23 protein-coding genes and 1 tRNA gene are annotated in these 23,907 nt (G+C 69.1%); 14 read left to right on the forward strand and 10 right to left on the reverse strand.

Annotated features, from left to right (window positions below):
- The first annotated feature begins 37 nt into the window (after positions 1–37).
- From BST38_RS00840 to BST38_RS00870, 7 genes are all read left to right on the forward strand, one after another.
- A complete protein-coding gene (locus tag BST38_RS00840) occupies positions 38–1,198 on the forward strand; it encodes a thiolase family protein (RefSeq protein ID WP_083141334.1) in 1,161 nt (386 codons plus the stop codon).
- Entirely contained in the window at positions 1,192–2,736 is a 1,545-nt protein-coding gene (locus tag BST38_RS00845; protein WP_083141335.1) for a class I adenylate-forming enzyme family protein, read from the forward strand. The genes BST38_RS00840 and BST38_RS00845 overlap by 7 nt, the downstream gene beginning before the upstream one ends.
- A 26-nt stretch (positions 2,737–2,762) precedes the next feature.
- Complete coding sequence (locus BST38_RS00850) at positions 2,763–3,617, forward strand: mycofactocin-coupled SDR family oxidoreductase (RefSeq protein ID WP_083141336.1); 855 nt, start codon at positions 2,763–2,765, stop codon at positions 3,615–3,617.
- Between the two features lie 7 nt (positions 3,618–3,624).
- Positions 3,625–4,629: an LLM class flavin-dependent oxidoreductase gene (locus tag BST38_RS00855; protein WP_083141337.1), complete on the forward strand. Its 1,005-nt coding sequence runs from the start codon at positions 3,625–3,627 to the stop codon at positions 4,627–4,629.
- Positions 4,626–5,651, forward strand: a complete 1,026-nt coding sequence (locus BST38_RS00860; protein ID WP_165761539.1) for a spirocyclase AveC family protein — start codon at positions 4,626–4,628, stop codon at positions 5,649–5,651. The genes BST38_RS00855 and BST38_RS00860 overlap by 4 nt, the downstream gene beginning before the upstream one ends.
- Positions 5,652–5,653: 2 nt before the next feature.
- Positions 5,654–7,174: a fatty-acid--CoA ligase FadD4 gene (gene fadD4 / locus BST38_RS00865; protein ID WP_083141338.1), complete on the forward strand. Its 1,521-nt coding sequence runs from the start codon at positions 5,654–5,656 to the stop codon at positions 7,172–7,174.
- A 125-nt stretch (positions 7,175–7,299) separates the two neighbouring features.
- Complete coding sequence (locus BST38_RS00870; RefSeq protein WP_083141339.1) at positions 7,300–10,143, forward strand: MMPL/RND family transporter; 2,844 nt, start codon at positions 7,300–7,302, stop codon at positions 10,141–10,143.
- Here the strand turns inward: BST38_RS00870 and BST38_RS00875 are convergent.
- Both BST38_RS00875 and BST38_RS29295 read right to left on the reverse strand, forming a co-directional pair.
- On the reverse strand, positions 10,127–10,822 hold the full coding sequence (locus BST38_RS00875) for an HAD family hydrolase (protein ID WP_083141340.1): 696 nt from the start codon (positions 10,820–10,822) through the stop codon (positions 10,127–10,129). The two genes, BST38_RS00870 and BST38_RS00875, sit on opposite strands and share 17 nt — an antisense overlap.
- A gap of 5 nt (positions 10,823–10,827) precedes the next feature.
- A complete protein-coding gene (locus BST38_RS29295) occupies positions 10,828–11,253 on the reverse strand; it encodes a hypothetical protein (RefSeq protein WP_237160624.1) in 426 nt (141 codons plus the stop codon).
- Positions 11,254–11,408: 155 nt separating this feature from the next.
- Here BST38_RS29295 and BST38_RS00885 point away from each other — a divergent pair, with 155 nt between their 5' ends.
- Positions 11,409–12,341 (forward strand): DUF808 domain-containing protein, encoded by a 933-nt coding sequence (locus BST38_RS00885; protein ID WP_083141342.1) that lies wholly within the window; start codon positions 11,409–11,411, stop codon positions 12,339–12,341.
- Here the strand turns inward: BST38_RS00885 and BST38_RS00890 are convergent, their stop codons facing one another.
- On the reverse strand, positions 12,342–14,168 hold the full coding sequence (locus tag BST38_RS00890) for a DUF1214 domain-containing protein (RefSeq protein ID WP_237160625.1): 1,827 nt from the start codon (positions 14,166–14,168) through the stop codon (positions 12,342–12,344). It abuts the gene before it with no gap.
- A gap of 75 nt (positions 14,169–14,243) precedes the next feature.
- Positions 14,244–14,438, reverse strand: a complete 195-nt coding sequence (locus BST38_RS00895) for a hypothetical protein (RefSeq protein WP_083141344.1) — start codon at positions 14,436–14,438, stop codon at positions 14,244–14,246.
- 30 nt (positions 14,439–14,468) lie between these two features.
- Between BST38_RS00895 and BST38_RS00900 the strand changes: the two genes are divergently transcribed.
- Positions 14,469–14,894 (forward strand): hypothetical protein, encoded by a 426-nt coding sequence (locus BST38_RS00900; RefSeq protein ID WP_083141346.1) that lies wholly within the window; start codon positions 14,469–14,471, stop codon positions 14,892–14,894.
- A gap of 34 nt (positions 14,895–14,928) precedes the next feature.
- Complete coding sequence (locus tag BST38_RS00905; protein ID WP_083141348.1) at positions 14,929–15,528, forward strand: GNAT family N-acetyltransferase; 600 nt, start codon at positions 14,929–14,931, stop codon at positions 15,526–15,528.
- 52 nt (positions 15,529–15,580) lie between these two features.
- Here the strand turns inward: BST38_RS00905 and mbtN are convergent, their stop codons facing one another.
- From mbtN to crcB (BST38_RS00935), 6 genes are read right to left on the reverse strand one after another with little or no spacing between them, the layout of a single operon-like run.
- Positions 15,581–16,762: a mycobactin biosynthesis acyl-ACP dehydrogenase MbtN gene (mbtN, locus tag BST38_RS00910; RefSeq protein WP_083141354.1), complete on the reverse strand. Its 1,182-nt coding sequence runs from the start codon at positions 16,760–16,762 to the stop codon at positions 15,581–15,583.
- The gene (gene mbtM / locus BST38_RS00915; protein WP_083141356.1) at positions 16,759–18,339 is read right to left on the reverse strand and encodes a long-chain-fatty acid--ACP ligase MbtM; all 1,581 of its coding nucleotides are present in this window, start codon (positions 18,337–18,339) and stop codon (positions 16,759–16,761) included. Before mbtM ends, mbtN begins: the two co-directional genes overlap by 4 nt.
- Positions 18,336–18,614: a mycobactin biosynthesis acyl carrier protein MbtL gene (mbtL, locus tag BST38_RS00920; protein WP_083141357.1), complete on the reverse strand. Its 279-nt coding sequence runs from the start codon at positions 18,612–18,614 to the stop codon at positions 18,336–18,338. The genes mbtM and mbtL overlap by 4 nt, the downstream gene beginning before the upstream one ends.
- A 50-nt stretch (positions 18,615–18,664) precedes the next feature.
- Positions 18,665–19,699, reverse strand: a complete 1,035-nt coding sequence (locus tag BST38_RS00925; protein ID WP_083141358.1) for a putative PII-like signaling protein — start codon at positions 19,697–19,699, stop codon at positions 18,665–18,667.
- Positions 19,696–20,064 (reverse strand): fluoride efflux transporter CrcB, encoded by a 369-nt coding sequence (crcB, locus tag BST38_RS00930; RefSeq protein WP_083141359.1) that lies wholly within the window; start codon positions 20,062–20,064, stop codon positions 19,696–19,698. The genes BST38_RS00925 and crcB (BST38_RS00930) overlap by 4 nt, the downstream gene beginning before the upstream one ends.
- A complete protein-coding gene (gene crcB / locus BST38_RS00935; RefSeq protein ID WP_083141361.1) occupies positions 20,061–20,459 on the reverse strand; it encodes a fluoride efflux transporter CrcB in 399 nt (132 codons plus the stop codon). Before crcB (BST38_RS00935) ends, crcB (BST38_RS00930) begins: the two co-directional genes overlap by 4 nt.
- Before the next feature lie 63 nt (positions 20,460–20,522).
- Between crcB (BST38_RS00935) and pgm the strand changes: the two genes are divergently transcribed.
- From pgm to BST38_RS00955, 4 genes are all read left to right on the forward strand, one after another.
- On the forward strand, positions 20,523–22,157 hold the full coding sequence (gene pgm, locus BST38_RS00940) for a phosphoglucomutase (alpha-D-glucose-1,6-bisphosphate-dependent) (protein WP_083141362.1): 1,635 nt from the start codon (positions 20,523–20,525) through the stop codon (positions 22,155–22,157).
- The gene (locus BST38_RS00945; protein ID WP_083141363.1) at positions 22,154–23,422 is read left to right on the forward strand and encodes an MFS transporter; all 1,269 of its coding nucleotides are present in this window, start codon (positions 22,154–22,156) and stop codon (positions 23,420–23,422) included. The genes pgm and BST38_RS00945 overlap by 4 nt, the downstream gene beginning before the upstream one ends.
- 53 nt (positions 23,423–23,475) lie before the next feature.
- A tRNA-Ala gene (locus tag BST38_RS00950) sits at positions 23,476–23,551 on the forward strand.
- Between the two features lie 90 nt (positions 23,552–23,641).
- Positions 23,642–23,899 (forward strand): DUF3297 family protein, encoded by a 258-nt coding sequence (locus BST38_RS00955; protein WP_083141364.1) that lies wholly within the window; start codon positions 23,642–23,644, stop codon positions 23,897–23,899.
- Positions 23,900–23,907 lie beyond the last annotated feature (8 nt).

Raw genomic sequence — 23,907 nt, forward strand, 5'->3', positions numbered from 1 at the left:
ACTCATTAAGCGATTTGATGAGCGGAAGGCGGACGTAGTGGCAGGTGACGCCAGGGCGGTGATCTCGGGTACTGGTATCTCCCAGATCGGCCGGCGCACCGGTGTTCCGGCCGTCGAGTTGACCGAACAGGCCGCGACCGCCGCGATCGCCGACGCCGGGCTCACGCCGGCGGACATCGACGACGTGATCTCCCTCGGTGACGTGCCGCCCTCCGAGGTCGCCGCGCACCTCGGCGTCACCGCGGTCATCGATCGCGCGACACCTTTCGGCCCCCGTGGCCTTCTGGAACCGGTCGCGCTGGCCTGTGAGGCGGTGCTCGACTTGCGCGCCCGCCACGTGCTGGTCTACCGCACCGTGCAGATGATCGGCGGCACCGTCGAATCCACACCGGACAGCCCGCCGCGGAAATCGAAGGGTGCCCCGAGCGTGATGTCCGATCCCGAGATCGGGCACCTGCTCGCCGCGCACGCATACTCCGCGGCGAACTGGCTGGCGATGCACTGCCGTCGGCACATGGACCGGTACGGCACCACCAAGGAGCAGCTCGGCTGGCTGGCACTCACCGCGCGCCGCAATGCCGGCCGTAATCCTCGTGCGGTGTACCGGGATCCGATCACCATGGACGACTATCTCGGGGCCCGGCCCATCTCGTCGCCGTTCGGGTTGCTCGACTGCGACGTCCCGGTCGACGGATCGATCGCGATCGTGGTGTCGGCCGCGGGACACCGGCCCGACGCCCCGCACGGCGTCGTCGCCGTCGAGGCCTACGGCGGTGCCTCCGGTGCGGGTGGCTGGACCCGCCGCCCGGACTATCCGACGATGGCCGCCGCCGACGCCGCGGCCGACATGTGGTCGAAGACCGCACTGACCCCCGCCGACGTCGACGTGGCCGAACTGTACGACGGCTTCAGCTTTCTGACGCTGTCCTGGCTGGAGGCGCTGGGTTTCTGCGACGAGGGGGAGTCCGGTCCGTTCGTCGAGGGCGGGCACCGCATCGCACCGGACGGCGAGCTGCCGCTGAACACCTACGGAGGCCAACTGTCCGCGGGCCGTATGCACGGCTACTGGGTGCTGCACGAGGCATGTCAGCAGCTGCGCGGACTCGCGGGCCCGACCGCGCTGCCCACCCGCCCCGAGGTCGCGGTGGTGTCGGCAGGCGGTGGCCCGATCGCCGGATGTGTGCTGCTGACATGCTGACCGGAACCGTGTGTGACGAGATCACCGCGGCGGTGCGCGCCGCGCCGGACACCCGCGTGGTGATCAACAGCGACACCGCGCCGGATTCGACGACGGTCGGCGAGCTGTTCGACGAAAGCTCCCGCGTCGCAGCGGGTCTGCGGGCCCTCGGCGTGGGCCCCGGTGACGTGGTCGCGGTGCAGTTGCCGAACCGGCGCGAGTGCTTCACCGCGCACGCGGCGATCTGGTTGTGCGGTGCGGTGGTGCTGCCGATCGTGCCGATATACGGGCCTGCCGAGGTCGCGTTCATCGCTCGCCAGTCCGGGGCCAAGGCGATCGTCCTGGCGCGGTCCATCCGGAACCGCGACGCCGGCCCGACTCTGACCGCGTTGGCCGACATCCCCGGGCTGGACCTCGTGATCCTGGCCGGCGACCCTCTGCCGGGCACGGTGTCCTACCGCGAACTCACCGACTCCGCCGCACCCGGGTTCGCACCCGCCGCGACAACTGCGCGGGACCGCTGCCTGCTGGTGTACACCTCGGGCACCACCGCGCAGCCGAAAGGAGTGCAGCACAGCCACGCCGGGCTGCTCGGCGAGATGGCGTCGATGGACGAGATGCGCGGACACCCGTCCGAGACGCCGATGCTGTCGGTGTTCCCGGCGGGCCATATCGCGGGCACCCTCGGGATCCTGCGGATGTTCTGCCGTGCCGGCACCACGGTCACGATGGACGCGTGGAACCCCGAACAGGCCGCCCGGCTCATCGCGAAGTACGGAGTCGGGTCGTCGGCCGGTGCGCCGATCCACCTCGGCGGGATCCTCGACGTCGCCCAACGTGACGGGCTGGACCTGTCCTGTCTGGCCGAGTACACGACCGGGGCCGCCGGGGTGGCCGGCGCCCTGATCCGCCGAGCCGCGGACTTCGGCATCGGCGCATTCCGCTGCTACGGGTCGTCCGAACACCCCACGATCAGTTCGGGCCGGCCCGAGGATCCGCTGGACAAGCGTGCCGACACCGACGGCCGCATCACCCCCGGAACCGAGGTCCGCATCGTCGACGACGACGGCCGCGACGTCGAAGCCGGTGCCCCGGGGGAGATCTGGACGCGAGGACCGGAGCTGTTCGACGGCTATACCGACCCCCGGCACACCCGCGCGGCGCTGGCCGACGGCTGGTTCCGGACCGGCGACGTCGGCCGCCTCGACACCGACGGCTACCTGACCATCACCGACCGCAAGAAGGACATCATCGTGCGCGGCGGCGAGAACATCTCGTCCAAAGAGGTCGAGGACGTGCTCAGCACCCACCCGGCGATCGCCGAGGCGGCGGCGGTCGGAGCCGCCGATGAGACCTACGGCGAGCGGGTCTGCGCGTTCGTCGTGGTCAGAGACGGTGGCCACTTCGACCTCGCTGCCGCCGCGGCGCATTTCACGGCCGCCGGGCTGGCCCGGCAGAAGACCCCCGAACGGATCGTGATCGTCCCCGAGCTGCCGCGCACTGCCAGCGGCAAGGTGCAGAAACACGTTCTGCGTGAACGGCTCGGCGAACACCACTGACAGGGCAGGCGACGAAAGGAACAGGCATGGGCCGGGTAGAGGGCAAAGTGGTTCTGGTCACCGGGGGAGCCCGCGGTCAGGGTCGCAGACACGCGGTGCGGCTCGCCGAAGAGGGCGCCGACATCATCCTGTTCGACGTGTGCGGCGACATCGAACACAACAGTTATCCGCTGGCACGCCAACACGATCTGGACGAGGCCTGCCGCGAGGTCGAGAAGTCGGGGCACCGCGTGGTGTCGGCCGCGGTCGACGTCCGCGACCGTGCTGCCGTCGAGGCGGCACTGGCGTCCGCCGTCGGCGAACTGGGCAGGCTCGACGTAGTGGTCGCCAACGCCGGCATCTGCCCGCTCGGCAACGAGCTCCCGATCGGCGCGTTCGTCAACGCGTTCGACGTCGATTTCGTCGGCGTGGTCAACACGGTTCACGCTGCACTGCAGTACCTTTCGGCCGGCGCCTCGATCATCACCGTCGGCTCGGTGGCCGGGTTGCTGGCCGAGAAGGCCGGTCCCGGTGGCGCCATGGGCCCGCAGGGCGCAGGCGGCGCCGGGTACAACCTCGCCAAGCAGTTCATCGACCGCTACACGATGGCGCTGGCCGGCCAGCTCGCACCACAGTCGATCCGCGCCAACGTCATCCACCCCACCAACGTCAACACCGACATGTTGCACAACGAGGCGATGTACAAGATGTTCCGCCCCGACCTGGAACATCCCGCACTCGACGACGCGCTGCTGGTCTTCCCGATGATGCAGGGCATGCCAATCCCGTACGTCGAGCCCGACGACATTTCGCACGCCGTCACCTACTTGGCGTCCGACGAATCCCGCTATGTCACCGGGGTCCAGCTCAAAGTCGACGCCGGCGCCACCCTGAAGTTCTGAGTCCGTGATGCGATGGGGAATGCCCTGGCCCGGAGTCGAACTCGCGCACCGCTGCGAGGACGCCGGCGCCGAGGCGTTCTGTGCCGGCGAGTTCGCCGACACCGGCGCGTACGTGACGGCCTCGGAGATGGCACACACCACCACCCGGGCGAGCTCCGGGCCGGGAATCGCCTACGCGTTCGCCCGGTCCCCGTTCGTGCACGCCGCAGCGGTGCGCCACCTGAACAAGATCGCGCCCGGCCGGATCTTCCTCGGGCTCGGTGCGGGCACCGCGCGGATGAACCGCGACTGGTTCGGCGTGGACTCCTCGCATCCGGCGCGGCGGATGGCCGAGCTGGTCACCTGTATCCGGACCTTCCTCGACGCGCAGGACTACCAGAAGATCAGCTTCTCCGGCGACTTCTACTCGATCGACGCCGACATCCGCGCCCCGGTGATGGGACCGATCGACGTGCCGATCCTTCTGGGCGCGTTCAACATCCACATGATCCGCACCGTCGGCGCGGTAGCCGACGGCATCCTGGGCCACGGCCTGTTCACCGACCGGTGGTGGGACGAGGTCGTCGGCCCGCAGCTGAGGATCGGCGCCGAGCGGGCGGGGCGCGACCCGGCCGGCCTGCTGCGCTGGGGCTGGGTGATCACCGCGATCGACAACGAGAACCCGCAGCGCGCGGTCGAGGAGGCCAAGCGCCAGATCGGTTTCTATCTGACCGTCAAGACCTACGACGCGCTCGTCGATCTGCACGGCTGGCAGGACGAGGTCGCCGCGATCCGCGCCGAGTTCCGCGACGGCAATCCGCGCAACCTCGGCGACCACGTCACCGACGAGATGCTCAACGCGATGGCGGTCTGCGGTGACTTCGACCAGGCGCAGGACATGCTGGCCGCGCGCCGCTGCCTGCCCGACCTCGGATTCGTCTCTCCACCAGGATTTCTGGTGAGCCCGCGGCGCCGTCACCACTACGGCACGCAGATCGCCGAACTGTTTCCAACGATGGGAGCCCTGTTGTGACCGCAGATCAGAGCACCAGGACCGAGTCGGAGAACTTCGACCGGCTCTGGACCGGTGCCAAGGATTCCCCACCGATCGTCTGGCTCGCCCGCCTCGGCGCGGTGTTCGTGGTCTTCCAGGCCTACGTGTACCTCCGCTGGATCTTCTCCGACAGCTTCGCACCGTCGCCGAACGGCCCCGACGAGATCCCGGGCTCCACCATGGCCTGGATCCGGTTCTGGGAGATCGGTTGTCTGGTGCTCGGGGTGGGCTTGTTCTGGTTCATCATCGCCAAGATGCGCCGCGAGCGGCAGTTCCCGACGCTCGGGGTGTTCGTCTTCGCGTGGCTGCTCGCGGCCTGGCAGGACGTCGGGGTCAACGCGGTACGGCCGGTATTCGGCTACAACGGCGGCTTTTTCAACATGGGCACCTGGGGCGAGTTCATACCCGGCTGGGTGGAGAAGGGCTCGGAGAACCCGCAGCCGATCATCTACTTCCTGGCCAGCTACATCGTGTTGACCCCGCTGGCGATCGTGGGCATCGACAAGCTCATCGAGACGGTGCGTAAACGATTCCCGCGGATCAACAGGGCCGGCGTCATCGTGTTCATGATCGGGCTGTTCACCTTCCTGTGCATCACGCTCGAGCAGTTCTTCCACCGGATCGGCGCGTGGCACTATCTGCGGGTCAACGAAGACTGGTCGATCTTCCCCGGCACACTGCACCAATTCCCGCTCTACGAAGGCATTTTCTTCGGCGGCGTGGTCACCGTGTTGTCGATCGGCATCTACTGCTTCCGGGACAACAACGGTCTGATGATCACCGACAAGGGCATCGAGAAGCTGCGCCCCACCAGGTGGCTTCCGGTGATCCGCATCCTGGCGCTGACGGCGGTGTTCAACCTGATCATGATGGTGTTCATGCTGGGCTTCAACTTCGTCAACGTGCACGCCGACGTCCAGCCCGCCGAGAGGGTGCCCAGCTATGTCCACCACGGCATGTGCGGCATCGACCCGAATCCACCCTGCCCGCCGCCGGCGTAGAGGTGGAGATCCGACAGTGGGCCGACTCGGGGCGGCCGGCGCTGATCATGCACCCGTCCGGGATCCGGATCAGCTTCGCGGAGCTGGAATCCGCGGCCAACCGGCTGGCGCACCACTTCCGCACCGCCGGGCTGGGCGAAGGCGACGTGGTGGCGGTGCTGATGGACAACACCGAACACAACCACGCCGTGCTGTGGGCGGCGCGCCGGGCCGGGCTCTACTACGCGACGGTCAACACCCACCTGACGCCGGCGGAGGCGGCCTACATCATCGGCGATTGCGGAGCCAAGGCCATCGTCGCGTCCCGGACGCTGCGCGACGTGTGCGTCGCGCTCGAACCGCACTTGGGTCGCGGTCTGCCGGCACTGCGGCTGATCGCCGACACCGATGTCGATGGGTGGCAGCGCTATCCGGACTGCGTGGCGGACTGCCCGGACACGCCGCTGCCCGACGAGCGCGAAGGCGACCTGCTGCAGTACTCGTCGGGAACCACGGGTAAACCGAAGGGCATCCGCAGGCCGCTGCCGGCGTGTTCCCCGCGAGACGCCGGCGTGATGCTGGCACCGTTGCTCCGTGCGATCGGAGTCGACGACCGCGCGGTGTATCTGAGCCCGGCGCCGCTGTACCACACGGCACCGTCGTTCTGGTCGATGTCGGCGCAGGCGCTGGGCGCGACCGTGGTGGTGCTGGACAAGTTCGATCCACTGGCCACACTCGAGGCGATCCAGACCCACCGCGTCACCCACGGTCAGTTCGTCCCGACCATGTTCGTGCGGATGCTCAAGATGCCCGCCGAGGCGCGCGCCGGATATGACGTGTCCAGTCTGCGGCGCGTGGTGCACGCCGCCGCGCCATGCCCGCCTGAGATCAAGCGCCAGATGATCCAGTGGTGGGGGCCGATCGTCGACGAGTTCTACGGCTCGTCCGAAGGGGTCGGGGTCACGTTCATCCGCGCCGACGAATGGCTGGCCCATCCCGGGTCGGTCGGCCGCCCGGTCGCCGGCGTCGCGCACATCGTCGGAGACGACGGTCGCGAGCTTCCGCCGGGGACTCCCGGCGACATCTACTTCGAGGGCGCGGGATCCTTCTCGTATCTCAACGACCCCGTCAAGACCGCCGCCGCGCACAACGACCGCGGCTGGGTCGGCGTCGGCGACATCGGCTACCTCGACGACGACGGCTATCTGTACCTGACCGACCGTCGCCACCACATGATCATCAGCGGCGGGGTGAACATCTACCCGCAGGAAGCCGAGGACCTCCTGATCAGCCACCCCCGGGTGCTCGACGCCGCGGTGTTCGGGGTCCCCGATGCCGCGATGGGGCAGACCGTGAAGGCCGTGGTGCAGGCGCTCGATCCGGCCGAGGCCACCGATGCGTTCGCCGACGAACTGATGGGTTGGCTGCAGGACCGGCTCGCGCACTACAAATGTCCGCGGTCGCTGTCGTTCGCACCCGAGCTGCCCCGCACCGCGGTCGGCAAGCTCGACAAACGTCACCTCATCAGGCACCACAGCCTGTGAAAACGCTGTCAGACCGCGATTGACAGCGAAAGGTTTGACGGACTAGATGTATGACACGCGACACTACAAGTGTCGCGCGAAGTGTCACGCCCGCGGCTTCTGACGGGCCGATGTCGGGGGCGGGGATGGCAGCAGCGGGGCGGTCCGGTATCGCCAGGATGATCCGCATCCTGGCGGTGCCCATCGTGGTGGCCTGGGTGCTGCTGACCGTCGTCACCAATGTCGCGGTGCCGTCGCTGGAGAAGGTCGGCGAAGACCGCACCGTCGGGATGAGTCCCAAGGACGCCCCGTCGATGATGTCGATGGCGCGCGTCGGGGCGAACTTCGAGGAGTTCGACTCCGACAGCAGCGCGATGGTGGTGATCGAAGGCGACCAGCCGCTCGGCGACGCCGCGCACCGCTACTACGACGAACTGATCGACAAGCTCGAGGCCGACACCGCCCACGTCCAGCATGTCGCCGATTTCTGGGGTGACCCGCTGACCGCGTCGGGTGCCCAGAGCACCGACGGCAAGGCCGCTTACGTCCAGGTGTACCTACAGGGCAACCAGGGCGAACCGCGCGCCAACGACGCCGTGGCCGCGGTGCGCGAGATCGTCGACGCGACCCCGGCGCCGCCGGGGATCGAGGCGTTCGTCACCGGAGGTGCGCCGCTGATCGCCGATCAGCACAACGCCGGCGACAAGAGCGTCCTGCGGGTCACGCTGATCACGATCGCGGTCATCGCGATGATGCTGCTGATCGTGTTCCGGTCGGTGGTCACCATGGTGCTGATCCTGTTCATGGTGTTCGCCGAACTCGGCGCCTCGCGTGGGATCGTCGCGTTCCTGGCCAACGCCGAGATCATCGGGCTGTCGACGTTCGCGACCAGCCTGCTGACGCTGGTGGTGATCGCCGCGGGCACCGACTACGCGATCTTCGCGATCGGCCGTTACCAGGAGGCGCGCGGCGCCGGCGAGGACCGGGAGACCGCGTACTACACCATGTTCCGGGGCACCGCGCACGTCGTGCTCGGCTCCGGGCTGACCATCGCCGGCGCGATGCTGTGCCTGAGCTTCACCCGGTTGCCGTACTTCCAGACGATGGGCGTGCCGTGCGCTGTCGGCGTGCTCGTCGCGGTGCTCGCGGCGCTGACGCTCGCCCCGGCGGTGATCGTGATCGGCAGCCGCTTCGGGCTTTTCGACCCGAAGCGCAGCATCAGTTCCCGCGGCTGGCGCCGGATCGGCGTGTCGGTGGTGCGCTGGCCGGGCCCGGTGCTGGTGGCGACGCTGGCGCTCGCGCTGGTCGGCCTGGTTACGCTGCCGGGGTACAAGACCAACTACGACGCCCGCGACTACCTGCCCACGGACACCCCGGCCAACATCGGGTACGCCGTCGCCGACGAGCATTTCGGTAGCGCCCGGATGAATCCCGAGCTGCTGATGGTCGAAAGCGACCACGACCTGCGCAACCCGGCCGACTTCCTGGTCATCGACAAGATCGCGAAGGCGATCTTCCGGGTGCCGGGGGTCGCCCGGGTGCAGACGATCACCCGGCCCGACGGTAAACCGATCAAGCACACGACGATCCCGTTCCAGATGAGCATGCGGGGGACCACGCAGCGGCTCAACGAGAAGTACATGCAGGACCGGATGGCCGACATGCTGATCCAGGCCGATGCGATGCAGACCAACGTCGAGACGATGACGAAGATGCAGAGCGTGATGACCCAGATGTCGGCCACCACCCACGACATGGTCCTCAAGACCAAGAAGACCGCCGTCGACATCACCGAGGTGCGCGACTACCTCGCCAACCTCGACGACTTCATCCGCCCGGTGCGCAACTACTTCTATTGGGAGCCGCACTGTTACAACATCCCGGTGTGCTGGACGGTCCGGTCGGTCTTCGACACGCTCGACGGCATCAACCCGCTGACCGAGGACATCCAGGAACTCATCCCTGATCTGGAACGCCTCGACGCGCTGATGCCGCAGCTGATCGAACTGCTGCCCAGCCAGATCGAGACCATGCGCAACATGCAGTCGATGATGCTGACGATGTACCAGAGCCAGCGGGGGATGCAGGACCAGATGGCGTCGCAGTCCGAGGACTCCGACGCGATGGGCGAGGCGTTCGACGACTCGATGAACGACGACTCGTTCTACCTTCCGCCCGAGGCCTTCGACAACGAGGACTTCAAGCGCGGTATCGAGAACTTCATCTCTCCGGACGGCCGATCGGTGCGCTTCATCATCGCCCACGAGGGCGATCCGGCCACCGTGGAGGGGATTTCGCGGGTCAAGCCGATCAAGACCGCCGCCAAGGAGGCCATCAAGGGCACCCCGCTGGAGGGGTCGCGCGTGTATCTGGCCGGCACCGCCGCGACCTACAAGGACATGAGCGACGGCGCGTTCTACGACCTGCTGATCGCCGCGATCGCCGCGGCCACACTGATTTTCGTCATCATGCTGATCATCACCCGCAGTGTGGTGGCGGCCGCGGTGATCGTCGGCACCGTCGTGCTGTCGTTGGGCGCGTCGTTCGGGCTGTCGGTGTTGGTGTGGCAGCACATCATCGGGTTGCCGCTGCACTGGATGGTGCTGCCGATGGCCGTGATCCTGCTGCTGGCCGTCGGCTCGGACTACAACCTGCTGCTCGTGTCGCGGTTCAAAGAGGAACTCGGCGGCGGGCTCAAGACCGGCATCATCCGCGCGATGGCGGGCACCGGCTCGGTGGTGACCTCCGCCGGGCTCGTATTCGCTTTCACCATGGCGTCTTTCGCGTTCAGCGACCTGAAGGTGATGGCGCAGGTCGGGACGACGCTGGCGATGGGTCTGCTGTTCGACACGCTGATCGTGCGCTCGTTCATGACACCGGCCGTGGCGGCGCTGCTCGGCCGCTGGTTCTGGTGGCCGCAGCGGGTCCGCAGCGCGGCGTCGCAGCGCCGGCTGGCCCGCATCCGCCCGGTGGCTACCTCGGATTCGTGAGCCGCGCGGCCAGATCGCCGATCAGCGTCGACTCCAGGTTCGCCAACAGGTCACCGGCGTTCTCGAACACATCCGACGCACCGGCCTCCCGTAGCTCGCCGCGCGACACGCCGCCGCTGAGCAGCCCGATCGACGACAGCGAGGCCCGTGCCGAGGCCTCGCAATCCCACACCGCGTCGCCGACGAACACCGCGTCCGCGGCGCTCACCCCGGCACGTTCCAGCGCGACGTTGACGATGTCCGGTTGAGGTTTCGCGGTGTCGACGTCGGACGACGACGTCATCGCCGCCACGACGTCGTCGCAGTCGAGAACCTCACGCAGGATGGCCAATTCGTCCTCGGGGGCCGACGTCGCCAGCACCACCTGAAGCCCCGTTCCCGCGACCCGCCGCAGCAGGTCGCGGGCACCGGGCAGTGGGGCGAGCAGCGACGTGGTCTCCTTGTAGAACCGGCTGTGGGCATCCTTCAGGCGGTCCAGCACGTCCTGATCGGCGTCCTCGGCGAGGCTGCGCACCAGCGTGGCGCCGTCCATCCCGATGCACCGGTGAATCCGCCAGCTTTCGACGTGCAGCTTCTCCTCGTCGAACGCGCGCAGCCACGCGTACACGTGCAGGTAATTGGAGTCGACAAGGGTGCCGTCGATATCGAAAAGGACGGCCGGAGTGACGTTTTCGCTCACGGAGGTCAGGGCGCCGGGATGTTGATGGTCGGCCCGCCCGGGATCATGCCGCTGCCGCCTTCGGGTCCGCCGCTGCCGGTGGGGCCGCCCGGGATCATGCCGCCGCCGCCCTCGGGTCCGCCGCTGCCGGTCGGCCCGCCGGGGATCATGCCGCCGCCGCCCTCGGGTCCGCCGCTGCCGGTGGGGCCGCCGGGGATCATGCCGCCGCCGCCGGGGGCCTCACCCGGCGCGGGCTCGCCCGTCGGCGCGGGCTCGCCCGTCGGCGTCATCGTCGTGGTGACGACGCTGGTGGTGGTCTCGCTCGTTTCTGACGTCGTGGTGGATGTCGTCGTGGTGGACGTCGTGGTGGACTCGTCGCCGCCACTGCCGCCGCAGCCGACCGCGAGCACCAGCAGGGCCGCACCGCTCGAGGCGATGAGCGTTCTTCTCATGGGAGAGTTCATTGATCAACCTGACTGTCGAGGAACCCTCGGCTTTTACCCGCGGCCCGGATGCCCAAACGTCGCGGCCGCAACCGGCTGCGACCTGGTATGCCCCCCGGTGTGGCGTTGTACCCTTCGGGCATGACCGCCGACGCGAGCGCCCGATGAGCGGGGGCCTATTCGCGCTACTCGATGATGTCGCCATGCTGGCGCGCCTTGCGGCCGCGTCGATCGACGACATCGGCGCGGCGACCGGCAAGGCCACCGCGAAGGCGGCCGGTGTGGTCATCGACGACACCGCGGTGACCCCGCAGTACGTGCACGGGCTGGCGGCCGAGCGGGAACTGCCGATCATCAAGCGGATCGCGATCGGCTCGCTGCGCAACAAGATCGTCTTCATCCTGCCCGCGGCACTGCTGCTGAGCCAGTTCCTGCCCGTGCTGCTGACCCCGATCCTGATGCTGGGCGCGACCTATCTGTGCTTCGAGGGCGCCGAGAAGGTGTTCGGGATGTTCTCCAAGGGCGGGCACGACTCTCACGCCGCGCCGGCCGCCGCGGGCGAGGACGCCGAGAAGTTCATGGTCACCGGCGCGATCCGTACCGACTTCATCCTGTCTGCCGAGATCATGGTCATCGCCCTCAACGAGGTGGCCGACCAGCCGTTTGTTCCGCGGCTGATCATTCTGCTGGTCGTCGCGCTCGTGATCACCGCCGCCGTCTACGGCGTTGTCGCGGCGATCGTCAAGATGGACGACATCGGGCTGCGTTTGGCCCAGCGGTCGTCGGCCTTCGTCGCGAAGATCGGCCGCGGTCTGGTGGCCGGAATGCCGAAGCTGCTCTCGGCGCTGTCGGTGATCGGCACCGTCGCGATGCTGTGGGTCGGCGGGCACATCCTGCTGGTCGGCACCGACGAACTGGGCTGGCACGGGCCGTATTCGCTGGTGCACCACGCCGAGGAGCTGGTGCACCATGTGGCCGGGGCAGGGGCGATTCTGGCCTGGCTGGTCAACACCGCCGCCTCAGCGGTGATCGGCCTGGTGGTCGGCTCGGTCGTCGCCGGCGTCGTGCACATTCTGCCGTTCGGCAAGAAGCACTGATCAGACCGGGAAGCGCTGCCCGAAGCCCGCTCTCCGGATCGCGAGCAGTTCCTGACGCTGCTGTTCGGTGACGTACGGCGTCGTCGGTGGCAGCACCGCGTCCAATTCGGCGAGAGCCACCCGCCGCGCTGTCACGGTCGGTGTCACCGGCGAGCTCAGATCCAGATCCTGGAACCGGATCGACACCGTGCCGCGGTTCAGACCGCCCGTCGACACCCAGTTGCGCACGCCCGGATCGGTCGGCGACAGCACGAACGTGAAGCTGCCGTCCGGATTGGCCACGGCCTGGGCGTTGTTGAGGCTGGTCTGGGCGTCCCAGTAGTCGTCGGTGATGGTCCACAGGTTGGTGACCGGCACGACGAAGTACCGCGCGTTACCCGGTGTGATGGTGACGACGAGCGCCTCGTCGTCGGTGAGGTCGAAGTACCCGGCGCTCTGTAGTTGGGTCGCGAGGAACTCGGCGTTTCGCGTCGGCGGGCGCAACGTGTTCGCAGCGGTCCGCTCGCCGGTGTCCGGGTCGGTCGTCGCGACCTTGATGTACTTGGACTCCATGCCGAGCCCGAGCGCCATCACCACGGCGGTGAACGCACCGCGCAGCAGTATCGGGGTGCGCGACATCGGCGGCAGCGCCGACGCCAGCGCCGTCAGCACGGGGCTCTTGGTGACCGCGGGCCCCAGACCCGGGATCGCGAAGCCGCCGAGCTGGCTGAACAAACTGTTCCGCGGGCCCGACAGCCGTTCGATGGACAACGTCATCGGCGGCTGGGTGGTCCAGTCCGACAGCGTGTTGCGCGCCGCGATCAGCGTGGTGTCCGCGGTCAGCTGCAGATGGTTGCGCTGCCCCGGAGCGGGCGCCTGGTCGCTGACGGTGATGGTGAACGAGCCGTCCTCGTCGACGACGAGATCGCGACCGCTGAGGTTGTCGGCGGTGATCCCGGACAGCCCGGTGAGCACGCTGAAGTTGGTGTCGGCGGGCATCTCTCCGGTGAACCGGCCGTGGATCACGTAGGTGGAGGTCATATTCACGCCCATGAACCGGTAGACGGTGTCGGGGTTGTCGTAGAGGATCCGCGACCCCGCGACGTGCTGTCCGCCCCAGGTATGCGGCGGGGCGACCTGCGTGACCACCGTCGGCTGCATCGGGTTGAGCAGCTGCTGCTGGAACGCGGCGCCGAGGGCGTACTCGTCGACCGCCCGCTTCAGTTGCGCCCGGTTCTCGTCGTCCACCCCGCCGATCTCGCTGTACTCGCGCTGCGCGGCGGCCAGCCAGCCGGCGCGCAGCACCAGCTTCATCAGCCGCACCGGCCAGGTCTGGACCGTCGCGGCCGCGATCCGCTCGGCCTCGAGCTGTTCAGGGGTGGCGAGCGGGCTGGTCGCCGGGGCCGGCGTCTCCTGCGCCGGCGGCGGTTTCACGGGGGCGGCCGGCGTCCTGGACTCGGCTGGCGCGGTCACGGGCACATCGGGTTCGGCGTCGGGCAGGTCCTCCTCGGCGTCGACGCCCGTGTCGACCTGCGTATCGACCTTGATCCGGGTCGACCCGGACCTGCGGGTGGCCGGACGGTCCGCGGGCTCGGCGGTGTCGCCGGCTCGCGCGGAGCGTTCTGTCCGTGTCGCGTCGACGGCCGCGCGCGGCGGTTTGCGCGGACCAGCGCTGGTCTCCGATGCCGACGACGACGCGGCACCAGGGGTGTCCTCCGCCGCGGCGACGGCGGAGTTCTGCGCGATCGCCGCCCCGATGCCCAGCCCGACGGCGAGTGCGCCGACGCGTCCGATGAAGCGGGCGTGTGTGGCCACCGGGCCGACCGGTTGTGAGGGCCTGGTTGCCAAGGGCCTGTCCTTCCGTGCGTCCCCCGACCCGTACGGTAGCCCCGCCGGTGCGGCACGCACGCCGTTTCGGCGGAGTCAGTCCAGGTTGGAGGCACGTCCCCCGACGAACGCGAGCAGCCCCGGGTCGTTGCTGGTGAACCGGCCGACCTCCTCGCCGCCGTCGCAGGTCATCAGCGCCACGGTCAGCGTCGACGCGGTCCGCCCGACCACCCGCCACACCGCACCGGAGTCCTCCCAGCGCCGCAGTTCGGCCACCCGGTCCACGTCCATGGACCCACGATGTCACCTAAGCTCCGGCTGATGCAGGCAGCTCTGGCGGTCGCCGTCGCGGCGACGTGGGTCTGGTTGGGGATGGTGCTGGCGATCTCGTTCCTGGAGGCGCCGCTGAAGTTCCGCGCACCCGGGGTGACGTTGCAGCTCGGGTTGGGCATCGGCCGGCTGGTGTTCCGCGCGCTGAACACATGCGAGGCCGTGCTGGCCGTCGTCGTGGCCGCGGGGCTGGCCGTTGGCGGCGGGTCGGCGGGCACGTGGGTCGCGGCCGTGGTCGCCGCCGCGATGCTGGTCGGCCAGGTCGTGTTCGTCCGGCCTGCGTTGACCCGCCGCTCCGATCAGGTGCTCGCGGGTGCGGACGGGCCCAGGTCGCGCGCGCACTACGGCTACGTCGCGCTGGAGCTGGTCAAGGTGGTCGCGCTCATCACGACCGGCGTGCTGCTGCTGACAGGTTAGGCTCACCTACACTCCGGTAGGCTCTGCGCTCACGATGACTGATGTGCTGCCGATCCTGCCCAGGGAACTCACCGAGATCAGCGACGAGGTGCGCGCGGTGCCGGCGCCGCCGATCCCGCGGCTGGCCGACCCGTACTCGATCCGGCTCGTCGATCCCGACGCCGACGCCGCGATGATCTCGGAGTGGATGAACCGCCCGCACCTGGCCGAGGCGTGGGAGTACGACCGGCCCGTGGAGTGGTGGCACGGCTATCTGCGGGCGCAGTTGGCGGGCAACTACTCCCGGCCGTTGATCGGCACGTTCAAGGGTGAGCCGCACGGCTACGTCGAGGTCTACCGCGCGGCCAAGGACTCGATCGCGCCGCGGTATGACGCCGACCCGTGGGATCTCGGGTTACACGCCGCGATCGCGGATCTCGACATCGTCAACCGCGGATTCGGGCCGCTGCTGCTGCCCCGGCTGGCGGCCAGCCTGTTCGAGATCGAAGCGCGGTGCCGCCGCATCATGTTCGACCCGGACCACCGCAACACCGGTGCCCGGCGACTGTGTGAATACGCCAGGTGCGAGTTCCTCGGCGAACACCAGATGTCGAACCGCCGGATGGCGCTGTACGCGCTGCACCGGCCCGCGTGACTGTGGGGCCTGTGCACGCCACAGGCGCACACCGCGTGCACAGGGCCCACATTCAGGGCGCCGTGCCGCCGACCATCTCCGCGTAGCCGTCGAAGTCCGGCTTCATCGCCGCGGCGACGAGCTCCCACAGCACCTCGTCGGTGCCGCCGCCGACGCGTGCCAGCTTCATGTCACGCCACCAGCGGCCCAGCGGCGTCTCGTCGACCAGATACCCCGAGCCGCCGAAGATGTGCATGCACTCCGACAGCACCTCCTCGCCGAGCCGGGCGGCCGTGACCTTCACCGCGGCCGCCGCGCGCAGATCCAGACGTCCCTGTGCGGCAATGCCGTTGAGGCCGTGGCGGAGCAGATCCACCCGGGCCTGCAGATCGGCCATCCGCAGCCGCAGCGCCTGATGCTCGAACAGCGTGGCGCCGAACTGCTTGCGCTGCACCATCCTCGCGTGCGTGATGCCGAGGGCGCGCTGACACGACGACGCGACCTGACCGGCCACCGACATGCGTTCGTGCGCGAGGCCCCACGAGATCGCGGCCAGCCCGGTGCCCGCGCGCGCGACCAGATGGTCGGCGGGCACCCAGGTGTCGATGTGGACGGCGGCGGTGTCCAACGGCGCGGCGCCGACCTTGCGCCACGGGGTCTGCACCTGCACCTGTGACGTCGGCACCGCGATCACCAGCACGTTGCCGTGCCGACTGGACGGGTCGTGGTCGACGCTGCGGGCCACCACCATGATGTGGTCGGCGATCGGGGACAGCGACACGAACTTCTTCACTCCGCGGACCTCGAAACCGTCTCGCGCCGAACGGACTTCGGTCTCGACGATCTGCAGGTCGGATCCGCCGGACTCCTCGGACGCGGCGATGCAGAGCACCGCCTCGCCGTCGATGGCCTGTTCGCAGATCGTCTTGAGGTGCTCGGATTTGCCGAACCGGCGCAGGACCGCGATCGCCGAGTCGTGCAGGCTGACGCCGACGCCGATGCCCGCCGATCCGAGGTGGCCGAGCCGGAACGCGAGTTCGTTGAGTTTGGCGACGTCGGGATGCTGACCGCCCGCGGGTCCCCACTTGCTGCGGAACACGCCGCGGCTCCCGAGGTGTTCGATCAGCTTGCGCGGAAATCGTTCGGAGGCCTCGGCTTCGGCGGTCCAGTCGACCACGGTCTGGTCGAACACGTCGTCGAGCAGCGCGCGGTAGCCGGCGATGTCCTCGGTATGTGCGTCGATGGGTGCGGTCATACCCGCGTGGCCTCCAGATCTCGTTTGACGTCCAGGCGCCGCAGCTTGCCCGAACTGGTGCGCGGCAGTGATCCGGGGGAGAGGAACACCACATCGGCCGGAACGACACCGCACTGGGACGCGACCCGTTGCACGACCTCGCTGCGCGCGCCGGCCTCGTCGGGGCCGCGGAACTCGGCGGCGATGACGAGACCTTGCCGCGCCGAACCGTTTTCGCTGCCGACCGCGACGACGGCGCCCTCCCGGACACCACGGACCTGTGCGGCGACGCGTTCGACCTCGGTCGGGAAGATGTTGCGTCCGGCGATGGTGATCAACTCCTTGATCCGTCCGCACACCACCAGGCCGCGCTCGCTGCGGTACCCGAGATCGCCGGTCGGGAACCACTGTCCGGGCTCCAGCGGAGCCTCACCGAGGTACCCCGACATCATCGAGGTCCCGCGGATCTGGATCTCGCCGACCTCGTGGTCACCGGAGCGCCCGGCGTGCTCGGACGCCACGATGCGCAGCTCCATCCCCGGGATGGGATCGCCGAGCACGGCGTGGCGACGGACGGTTTCGGTTGCGGGATCGGCGACCTCGTCGATGAGCAGGCCCGTGCCGGGGCGCGGGGAGGTCACCGCGCATGTCGATTCGGCCAGTCCGTACGACGGGGCGGCCACTCCGGGGTCCAGGCCGAAGCGGGCCAGCTCGCGCAGGAATGTCTCGAAACCGTCGCAGTCGATCGGCTCACCGCCGTTGAGCGCGAACCGCAGATGGCTCAGATCGACCTCGGGCACCCGGCGGGCGTACTTGCCGATCACGGAGTACGCGAAATTCGGTGCGGCCGTGAGGCTTGCGCGACTCTGCGACAGCCACGTCAGCCACCGGAACGGCGATGCGGCGAACGCAGCCGTCGGCGCCAGCCACATCTCACCGCCGGTGATGAACCCGGTCAGCAGGAAGGTCAGCCCCATGTCATGGTAGAGCGGCAGCCAGGTCAGGCCGCGGTCGGCGGCCGGGTCGGTGCCCGTGTGCTGCAGCAGTGCGGTCACGTTGCTGCACACCGCCTCCGGGGACAACAGCGCGGTGCGCGGTGTCCCGGTGGACCCGGCCGTACCCTGCAGCACCGCCGGGGTGCCCGCGGGTGTCGGAACCAGCGGCAGCGTGGTGGAACGCCGCGCATGCCCGACCGACGCGACGTCGTGGACGGTGACGTCGAACATGTTGTCGCGCAGCAACTCCAGTAGCTCACCGTGTGAGAAGACCTGGGTCACCCCGATCGTGGCGAACCGCTCGGCCGTCGCGTGCGCCCACTGGCGCTCGTCGGCGCCGCGGACCGGGCTCGGCAGGATCGACAGCGAGCGCCCGGCCAGCCATGTGCCGTGGATCGCGGCGACGAACTCCGCGGTCGGTTCCCCGACCAGGCCGACGGCGCCGTCGCGAGTGTTCAGCACGCGGTCGGCGATGTTCTCGGCGCGGGTGTGCAGTTCCTGCCACGGGTGCCGGATCCACTCCCCGCTGGACCGGTCGAGCAGCACCAGGTCGGATGTCGACGCGGTCATCGCCTCCGACAACGCGGTCGCGAGCACGCTCACTGTCCTGCGGGGACCTTCGCCAGGATCGCCGCCTCCAGGTCGCCGACGGTGTCGCAGGTGAGCAGATCCTCTTCGTTCAGCGCCACCCCGAGCTTGTCCTCGATCGCGACCATACCGACCGCGAACGCCACCGAATCCAGGCCGACGTCGTCGATCAGGCGCGACTCCCGGGTCACCCGGCTGATGTCGACGTTCAAGTCCTCGCGCAGGATGTCGGCCAGCGCCGCGCTGATGCTGTCGGGGGTGGGCGCCGACGGTGCCGGGGATGTGGTCATGGCGGCAGAGGTTACTCGATCAGCTAAAGGTAGGCTACCCTCACCACCTGTCAGGTGGATGTGCCATCGCCGAGGTCAAGCGTGCCGTGCGCCTGCCCGGAGTGCCGTTCGAGCATGCCTGCCAGCGCACCGATGGTGACCAAACCCTCCTCGGCGGTCAGCTCGTCGACGATCGGATACGTCGCGGCGATGTTGGCCGCCGTGTCGACGATCACCGTGGTGACCGGAACGTGCCGCACCAGCTGCCCCAGCCGGTCGCCGTGCGGAGGCTCGGGGGCGCGGAACCCCCAGATCGCGCGCAGCGCGGTGGCCCCGCTGGCGTGATCGGACTCCTTGAGCCGCTGGATCAGTGCGCGGTGGATCGGGCGCCCGGCGTGGCGTGACGACTCCGAGGTGTGCACGGTCAGTGCGTGAAACGGGCCCTCGATGACGGGTTCGGTGACGGCGCGACCGCCGGTCTTGCACACGACCAGCGGTTCGGCGGTCCACGACGCGGCGGGCAGCAGTGCCGCCAGCTCGTCGACCACGGCGGCGGCCTGCGCGCCGGTGCCGACCCCGACAATCGACAACGGCACCTCGGCGTTGCGGCTGAAGAACCGGGCGCGGCGGCGCTCGTCACCCACCGTGCCGTCGACCCCGAGATACGCTTCGGCGCCGACGAACCCGTGCCGGTGCATCAGCTCGCACACCACGACGTATCCGGGCACCCCCGCGATGCGGTGACGCCGGGTCAGCTGTAGCGACAGCCGGACGGCGCCGTCGCCGCCGAGACCCGCCGGTGGTGCGAATCCGCGCTGCACCGTGACGACGCCGCGGCCGATCAACGTGGCGACCTCGTCGGCCACCGCCGTGATCCGGTCGGCGGTGTCCACCGCGGTGATCGTGACCGGGGGATCTTCGGACAGGCTCAGTGACCGGTCGCTGCGGCTGACCTGGGTGGGCCCGAAACTCGCGATGCCACGCAGCATCACGCTGGAGCCGACCCGGCGTCGCTCGATCAGGTCGAGGACCGCGTCGGCCAGGAACCGGTCGCCGCTGCGCTCCCGTTCGGCGAAGTACGCCGTCAGCGTCAGGACTGCGGTCACAGCAGGGCCCCCAACGTCTGGCCGAGCAGCGCGGCGCCGAGACCCAGCACCACGCTGACGACGATGTTGGCCGCCGCCGGCCAGAACTGGCGCTCCTCGGCAAGCCGGTGGGTCTCCAGCATCCACGTCGAAAACGTCGTATACGACCCGACGAACGCGGTGCCCGCGAGCAGTGCGACATGCGCGGGTAGCGCCAGCCCGGCCAGGAAGCCGAGCAGCAGCGCGCCGCTGACGTTGACCGCAAGCGTCCCGAACGGAAACGCGCCCCTGCTCCGCCGGGACACCGCCTTGTCGACCGTCAGCCGGGTCACCGCGCCCAGCCCACCGACCAGGAACACTCCGACCCAGACCAGGACGCCCGTCATGACCGGCCCACCCGGACCCGCCGGACCAGCACCGTGCCCAGATAGACCGCGCCGAAGCCGACCAGGATGCTGGTCACCACGTAGCCGACCGCCAGACCGTAGTGCCCGTGCTCCACCATCCTGAGGGTCTCGACCTGCATGGTCGAGAACGTCGTCAGCCCGCCGCACAAGCCGGTGCCCAGGAACGGCCGCCGGTAGCTCGACACCGGCAGTCGCTCCAGCAACCGCGTGACGAACACGCCGAGCAGGAACGCGCCGACGATGTTGACGGTGAACGTCGGCCACGGCCAGCGACCCGGGTCGGCGGCCGCGAGTTCCTCGAAGCCGGACCGCGCCAGGGTGCCGATCGCGCCGCCGGCAAAGACTGCGGCCAGTTCCCGCCGGTCGAGCGCCATGCTGTGAAAGTATGCCGACCCCAGGGCGTGCCGTGGGGGAGGTGGGCGAGCACAATCGAGGCCATGGCGGCGAATCCCCGAGCCGGTCAGCCGGCACAGCCCGAAGACCTCATCGACATCGCGTCGGTGGTGACGGCGTACTACGCCGTCGAACCGGATCCCGAGAACGTCGATCAGCAGGTGGCGTTCGGCACGTCGGGACACCGCGGGTCGAGCCTGGACGCCGCGTTCAACGAGGCGCACATCCTGGCCACCACGCAGGCCATCGTGGAGTACCGGGCCGCCCAGGGCGTCACCGGTCCGCTGTTCATCGGCCGCGACACCCACGCCCTGTCGGAGCCGGCGTGGGTGTCGGCGCTGGAGGTGCTGGCCGCCAACGACGTTGTCGCGATGATCGATTCGGCCGACCGCTACACTCCGACCCCGGCCGTCAGCCACGCGATCCTGACGTTCAACCAGGGGCGCGACAGCGACCTGGCCGACGGGATCGTCGTGACCCCGTCGCACAATCCACCCCGCGACGGCGGGTTCAAGTACAACCCGCCCAACGGCGGCCCGGCCGACACCGACGCGACCGGGGCCATCGCCAAGCGGGCCAACGAGATCCTGCGCGGTGGGCTCAAGGACGTCCGACGGGTGCCGCTGGCCAGGGCGCTGGGCATCGCGCAGCGCCACGACTACCTCGACGCGTACGTCGCCGATCTGCCCAATGTCGTCGACCTGCACGCGATCAGCGCCGAGGGCATCCGGATCGGTGCCGACCCGCTCGGCGGCGCGAGCGTCGATTACTGGGGCGCGATCGCCGAGCGGCACAACCTGGCGCTGACCGTGGTGAACCCACTGGTGGACGCCACGTGGCGGTTCATGACGCTCGACACCGACGGCAAGATCCGGATGGACTGCAGCTCGCCGAACGCGATGGCCTCCCTCATCGCCAACCGCGATTCCTATCAGATCGCCACCGGCAACGACGCCGACGCGGACCGGCACGGCATCGTCACCCCCGACGGCGGTCTGATGAATCCGAACCACTACCTCGCGGTCGCGATCGACTACCTGTTCGCGCACCGGCCGGAGTGGGCGGGCTCGACCGCCGTCGGCAAGACCGCGGTGAGTTCGTCGATCATCGACCGCGTCGTGGCCGGGCTGGACCGCAAGCTGGTCGAGGTGCCGGTGGGCTTCAAGTGGTTCGTCGACGGGCTGATCGGCGGCACGATCGGGTTCGGCGGCGAGGAGAGCGCCGGTGCGTCGTTCCTGCGCCGTGACGGCTCGGTGTGGACGACCGACAAGGACGGCATCATCTTGGCGCTGCTGGCGTCGGAGATCCTGGCGGTGACGGGGTCGACGCCGTCGCAGCGGTACGCGGAGCTGGCGGGGAAGTACGGCGCGCCGACGTATGCGCGCATCGATGCGCCGGCGAACCGGCAGCAGAAGGCGCGACTGTCGAAGCTCTCACCCGAGCAGGTGACCGCGACCGAGCTGGCCGGCGAGCCGATCACCGCGAAGCTCACGGCGGCACCCGGCAACGGGGCACCGTTGGGTGGTCTGAAGGTGACGACCGAGAACGCGTGGTTCGCCGCGCGGCCCTCGGGCACCGAAGACGTCTACAAGATCTATGCCGAATCCTTCCGTGGCCCCGAACATCTCGCCGAGGTCCAGGACGCGGCCCGCGAAGTGGTGGCGGCGGTCATTTCTTGAGTTCCACGAAAGAGGGCGACTGTCCGACGCGCGAGAAGCGTCGGCTGCCGCGCGAAGTCTGGGTCCTGGTCGTCGCCAACGTCGTCGTCGCACTCGGCTACGGCGTGGTGGCCCCCGTATTGCCGCAGTACGCCCGCCACTTCGGGGTGAGCATCGCGGCGGCGACGTTCGTGATCACCGCGTTCGCGGTGATGCGATTGGTCGGCGCGCCGCCCGCGGGGTTTCTGGTGCAGCGGATGGGGGAGCGGCGCGTCTACACCAGCGGTCTGATCATCGTCGCGGTGTCGACCGGGGCGTGCGCATTCGCCGAAACCTATTGGCAGCTGCTGCTTTTCCGATCGCTGGGCGGTATCGGATCGGCGATGTTCACGGTGTCGGCGCTGGGCCTGATGATCCGGATCTCGCCGACGGATGCGCGCGGCCGGGTGGCGGGATTGTTCTCGTCGGGTTTCATGATCGGCTCGGTCGGCGGTCCGATCCTGGGCAGCCTGACGGCCGGGTTCGGGCTGTCGGCGCCGTTCCTGATCTACGGGGCGGCGCTGCTGGTCGCCGCGACGGTGGTGTTCGTCAGCCTGCGGCACTCGCCGGTGGTGGGCCAGCCCGACGACGAGGCGCAGACGCCGGTGCCGTTCCGCACGGTGTTCCGGCACCGCGCCTACAAGGCGGCGCTGTTCTCGAATTTCGCGACGGGGTGGGCGTCGTTCGGACTGCGCATCGCGTTGGTGCCGCTGTTCGTCGTGGAGGTGCTGGGCCAGGGGCCGGGCGCGGCCGGGCTGGCGCTGACGGCGTTCGCGGTGGGCAACATCGCGGTGGTCATCCCGAGCGGGTACCTGTCGGACCGGTTGGGCCGACGGCTGTTGCTGATCGTCGGGTTGACGTTGGCGGCGGTGTCGACCGCGCTGGTGGGCTTCACCACATCGCTGCCGGTGTTCCTGGTCGCGGCGGTGGTGGCGGGCGCGGCGACGGGCATCTTCGTGTCGCCGCAGCAGGCCGCGGTCGCCGATGTGGTGGGCAACAAGTCGCGCGGCGGGACCGCGGTCGCGACGTTCCAGATGATGGCGGACTTCGGCTCGATCGGCGGATCGCTGCTGGTCGGCCTGATCGCGCAGTACACGTCGTTCGGGTGGGCGTTCCTGACCAGCGGCGTCATCCTGGGCGTCGCGGCGTTGTGGTGGGTTTTCGCGCCCGAGACGCGCCCGACGCCGTCGACCGAGCACACCCCGGCCCGTCCGCTCGGCCCCGAGGCGGGCGGGGAAGTCCCGTGACCAGCGATTTTGAGCGGCCACCCCTCGTGGTGTAATTTCGATGAGCACGACGAGGGGCTATGGCGCAGTTGGTAGCGCACCACACTGGCAGTGTGGGGGTCAGGGGTTCGAATCCCCTTAGCTCCACCACGAAACGAGCAGTTCAGGAACTCGGGACCGCGCCGGGTAGGTTCACAGCGATTCACGCCGAGACCGACGAAGGATCTAGCGAAAGCCATCATGTCTGAAGACCAGGTCGCCGACGTTCCCCCGAATCACCTCTCCATCGACCCGCGTAGCCCGTTCTATGACGAAGAGGTGCTCGTCCGCGACGTCGGAATCCGCTTCAACGGCTCCGAGAAGACCAATGTCGTCGAGTACGACGTGGCCGAGGGCTGGGTGCGTGTCGAGGTGCCCACGGCCAAGGATCGTCGCGGGAACCCGATGGTCATGAAGCTCAGCGGCACGGTCGAACCGTACTTCCGCTCGGCTGAGTAGCCGGCCCC

Source organism: Mycolicibacterium parafortuitum (assembly GCF_002086815.1).
Lineage (GTDB): Bacteria > Actinomycetota > Actinomycetes > Mycobacteriales > Mycobacteriaceae > Mycobacterium > Mycobacterium parafortuitum.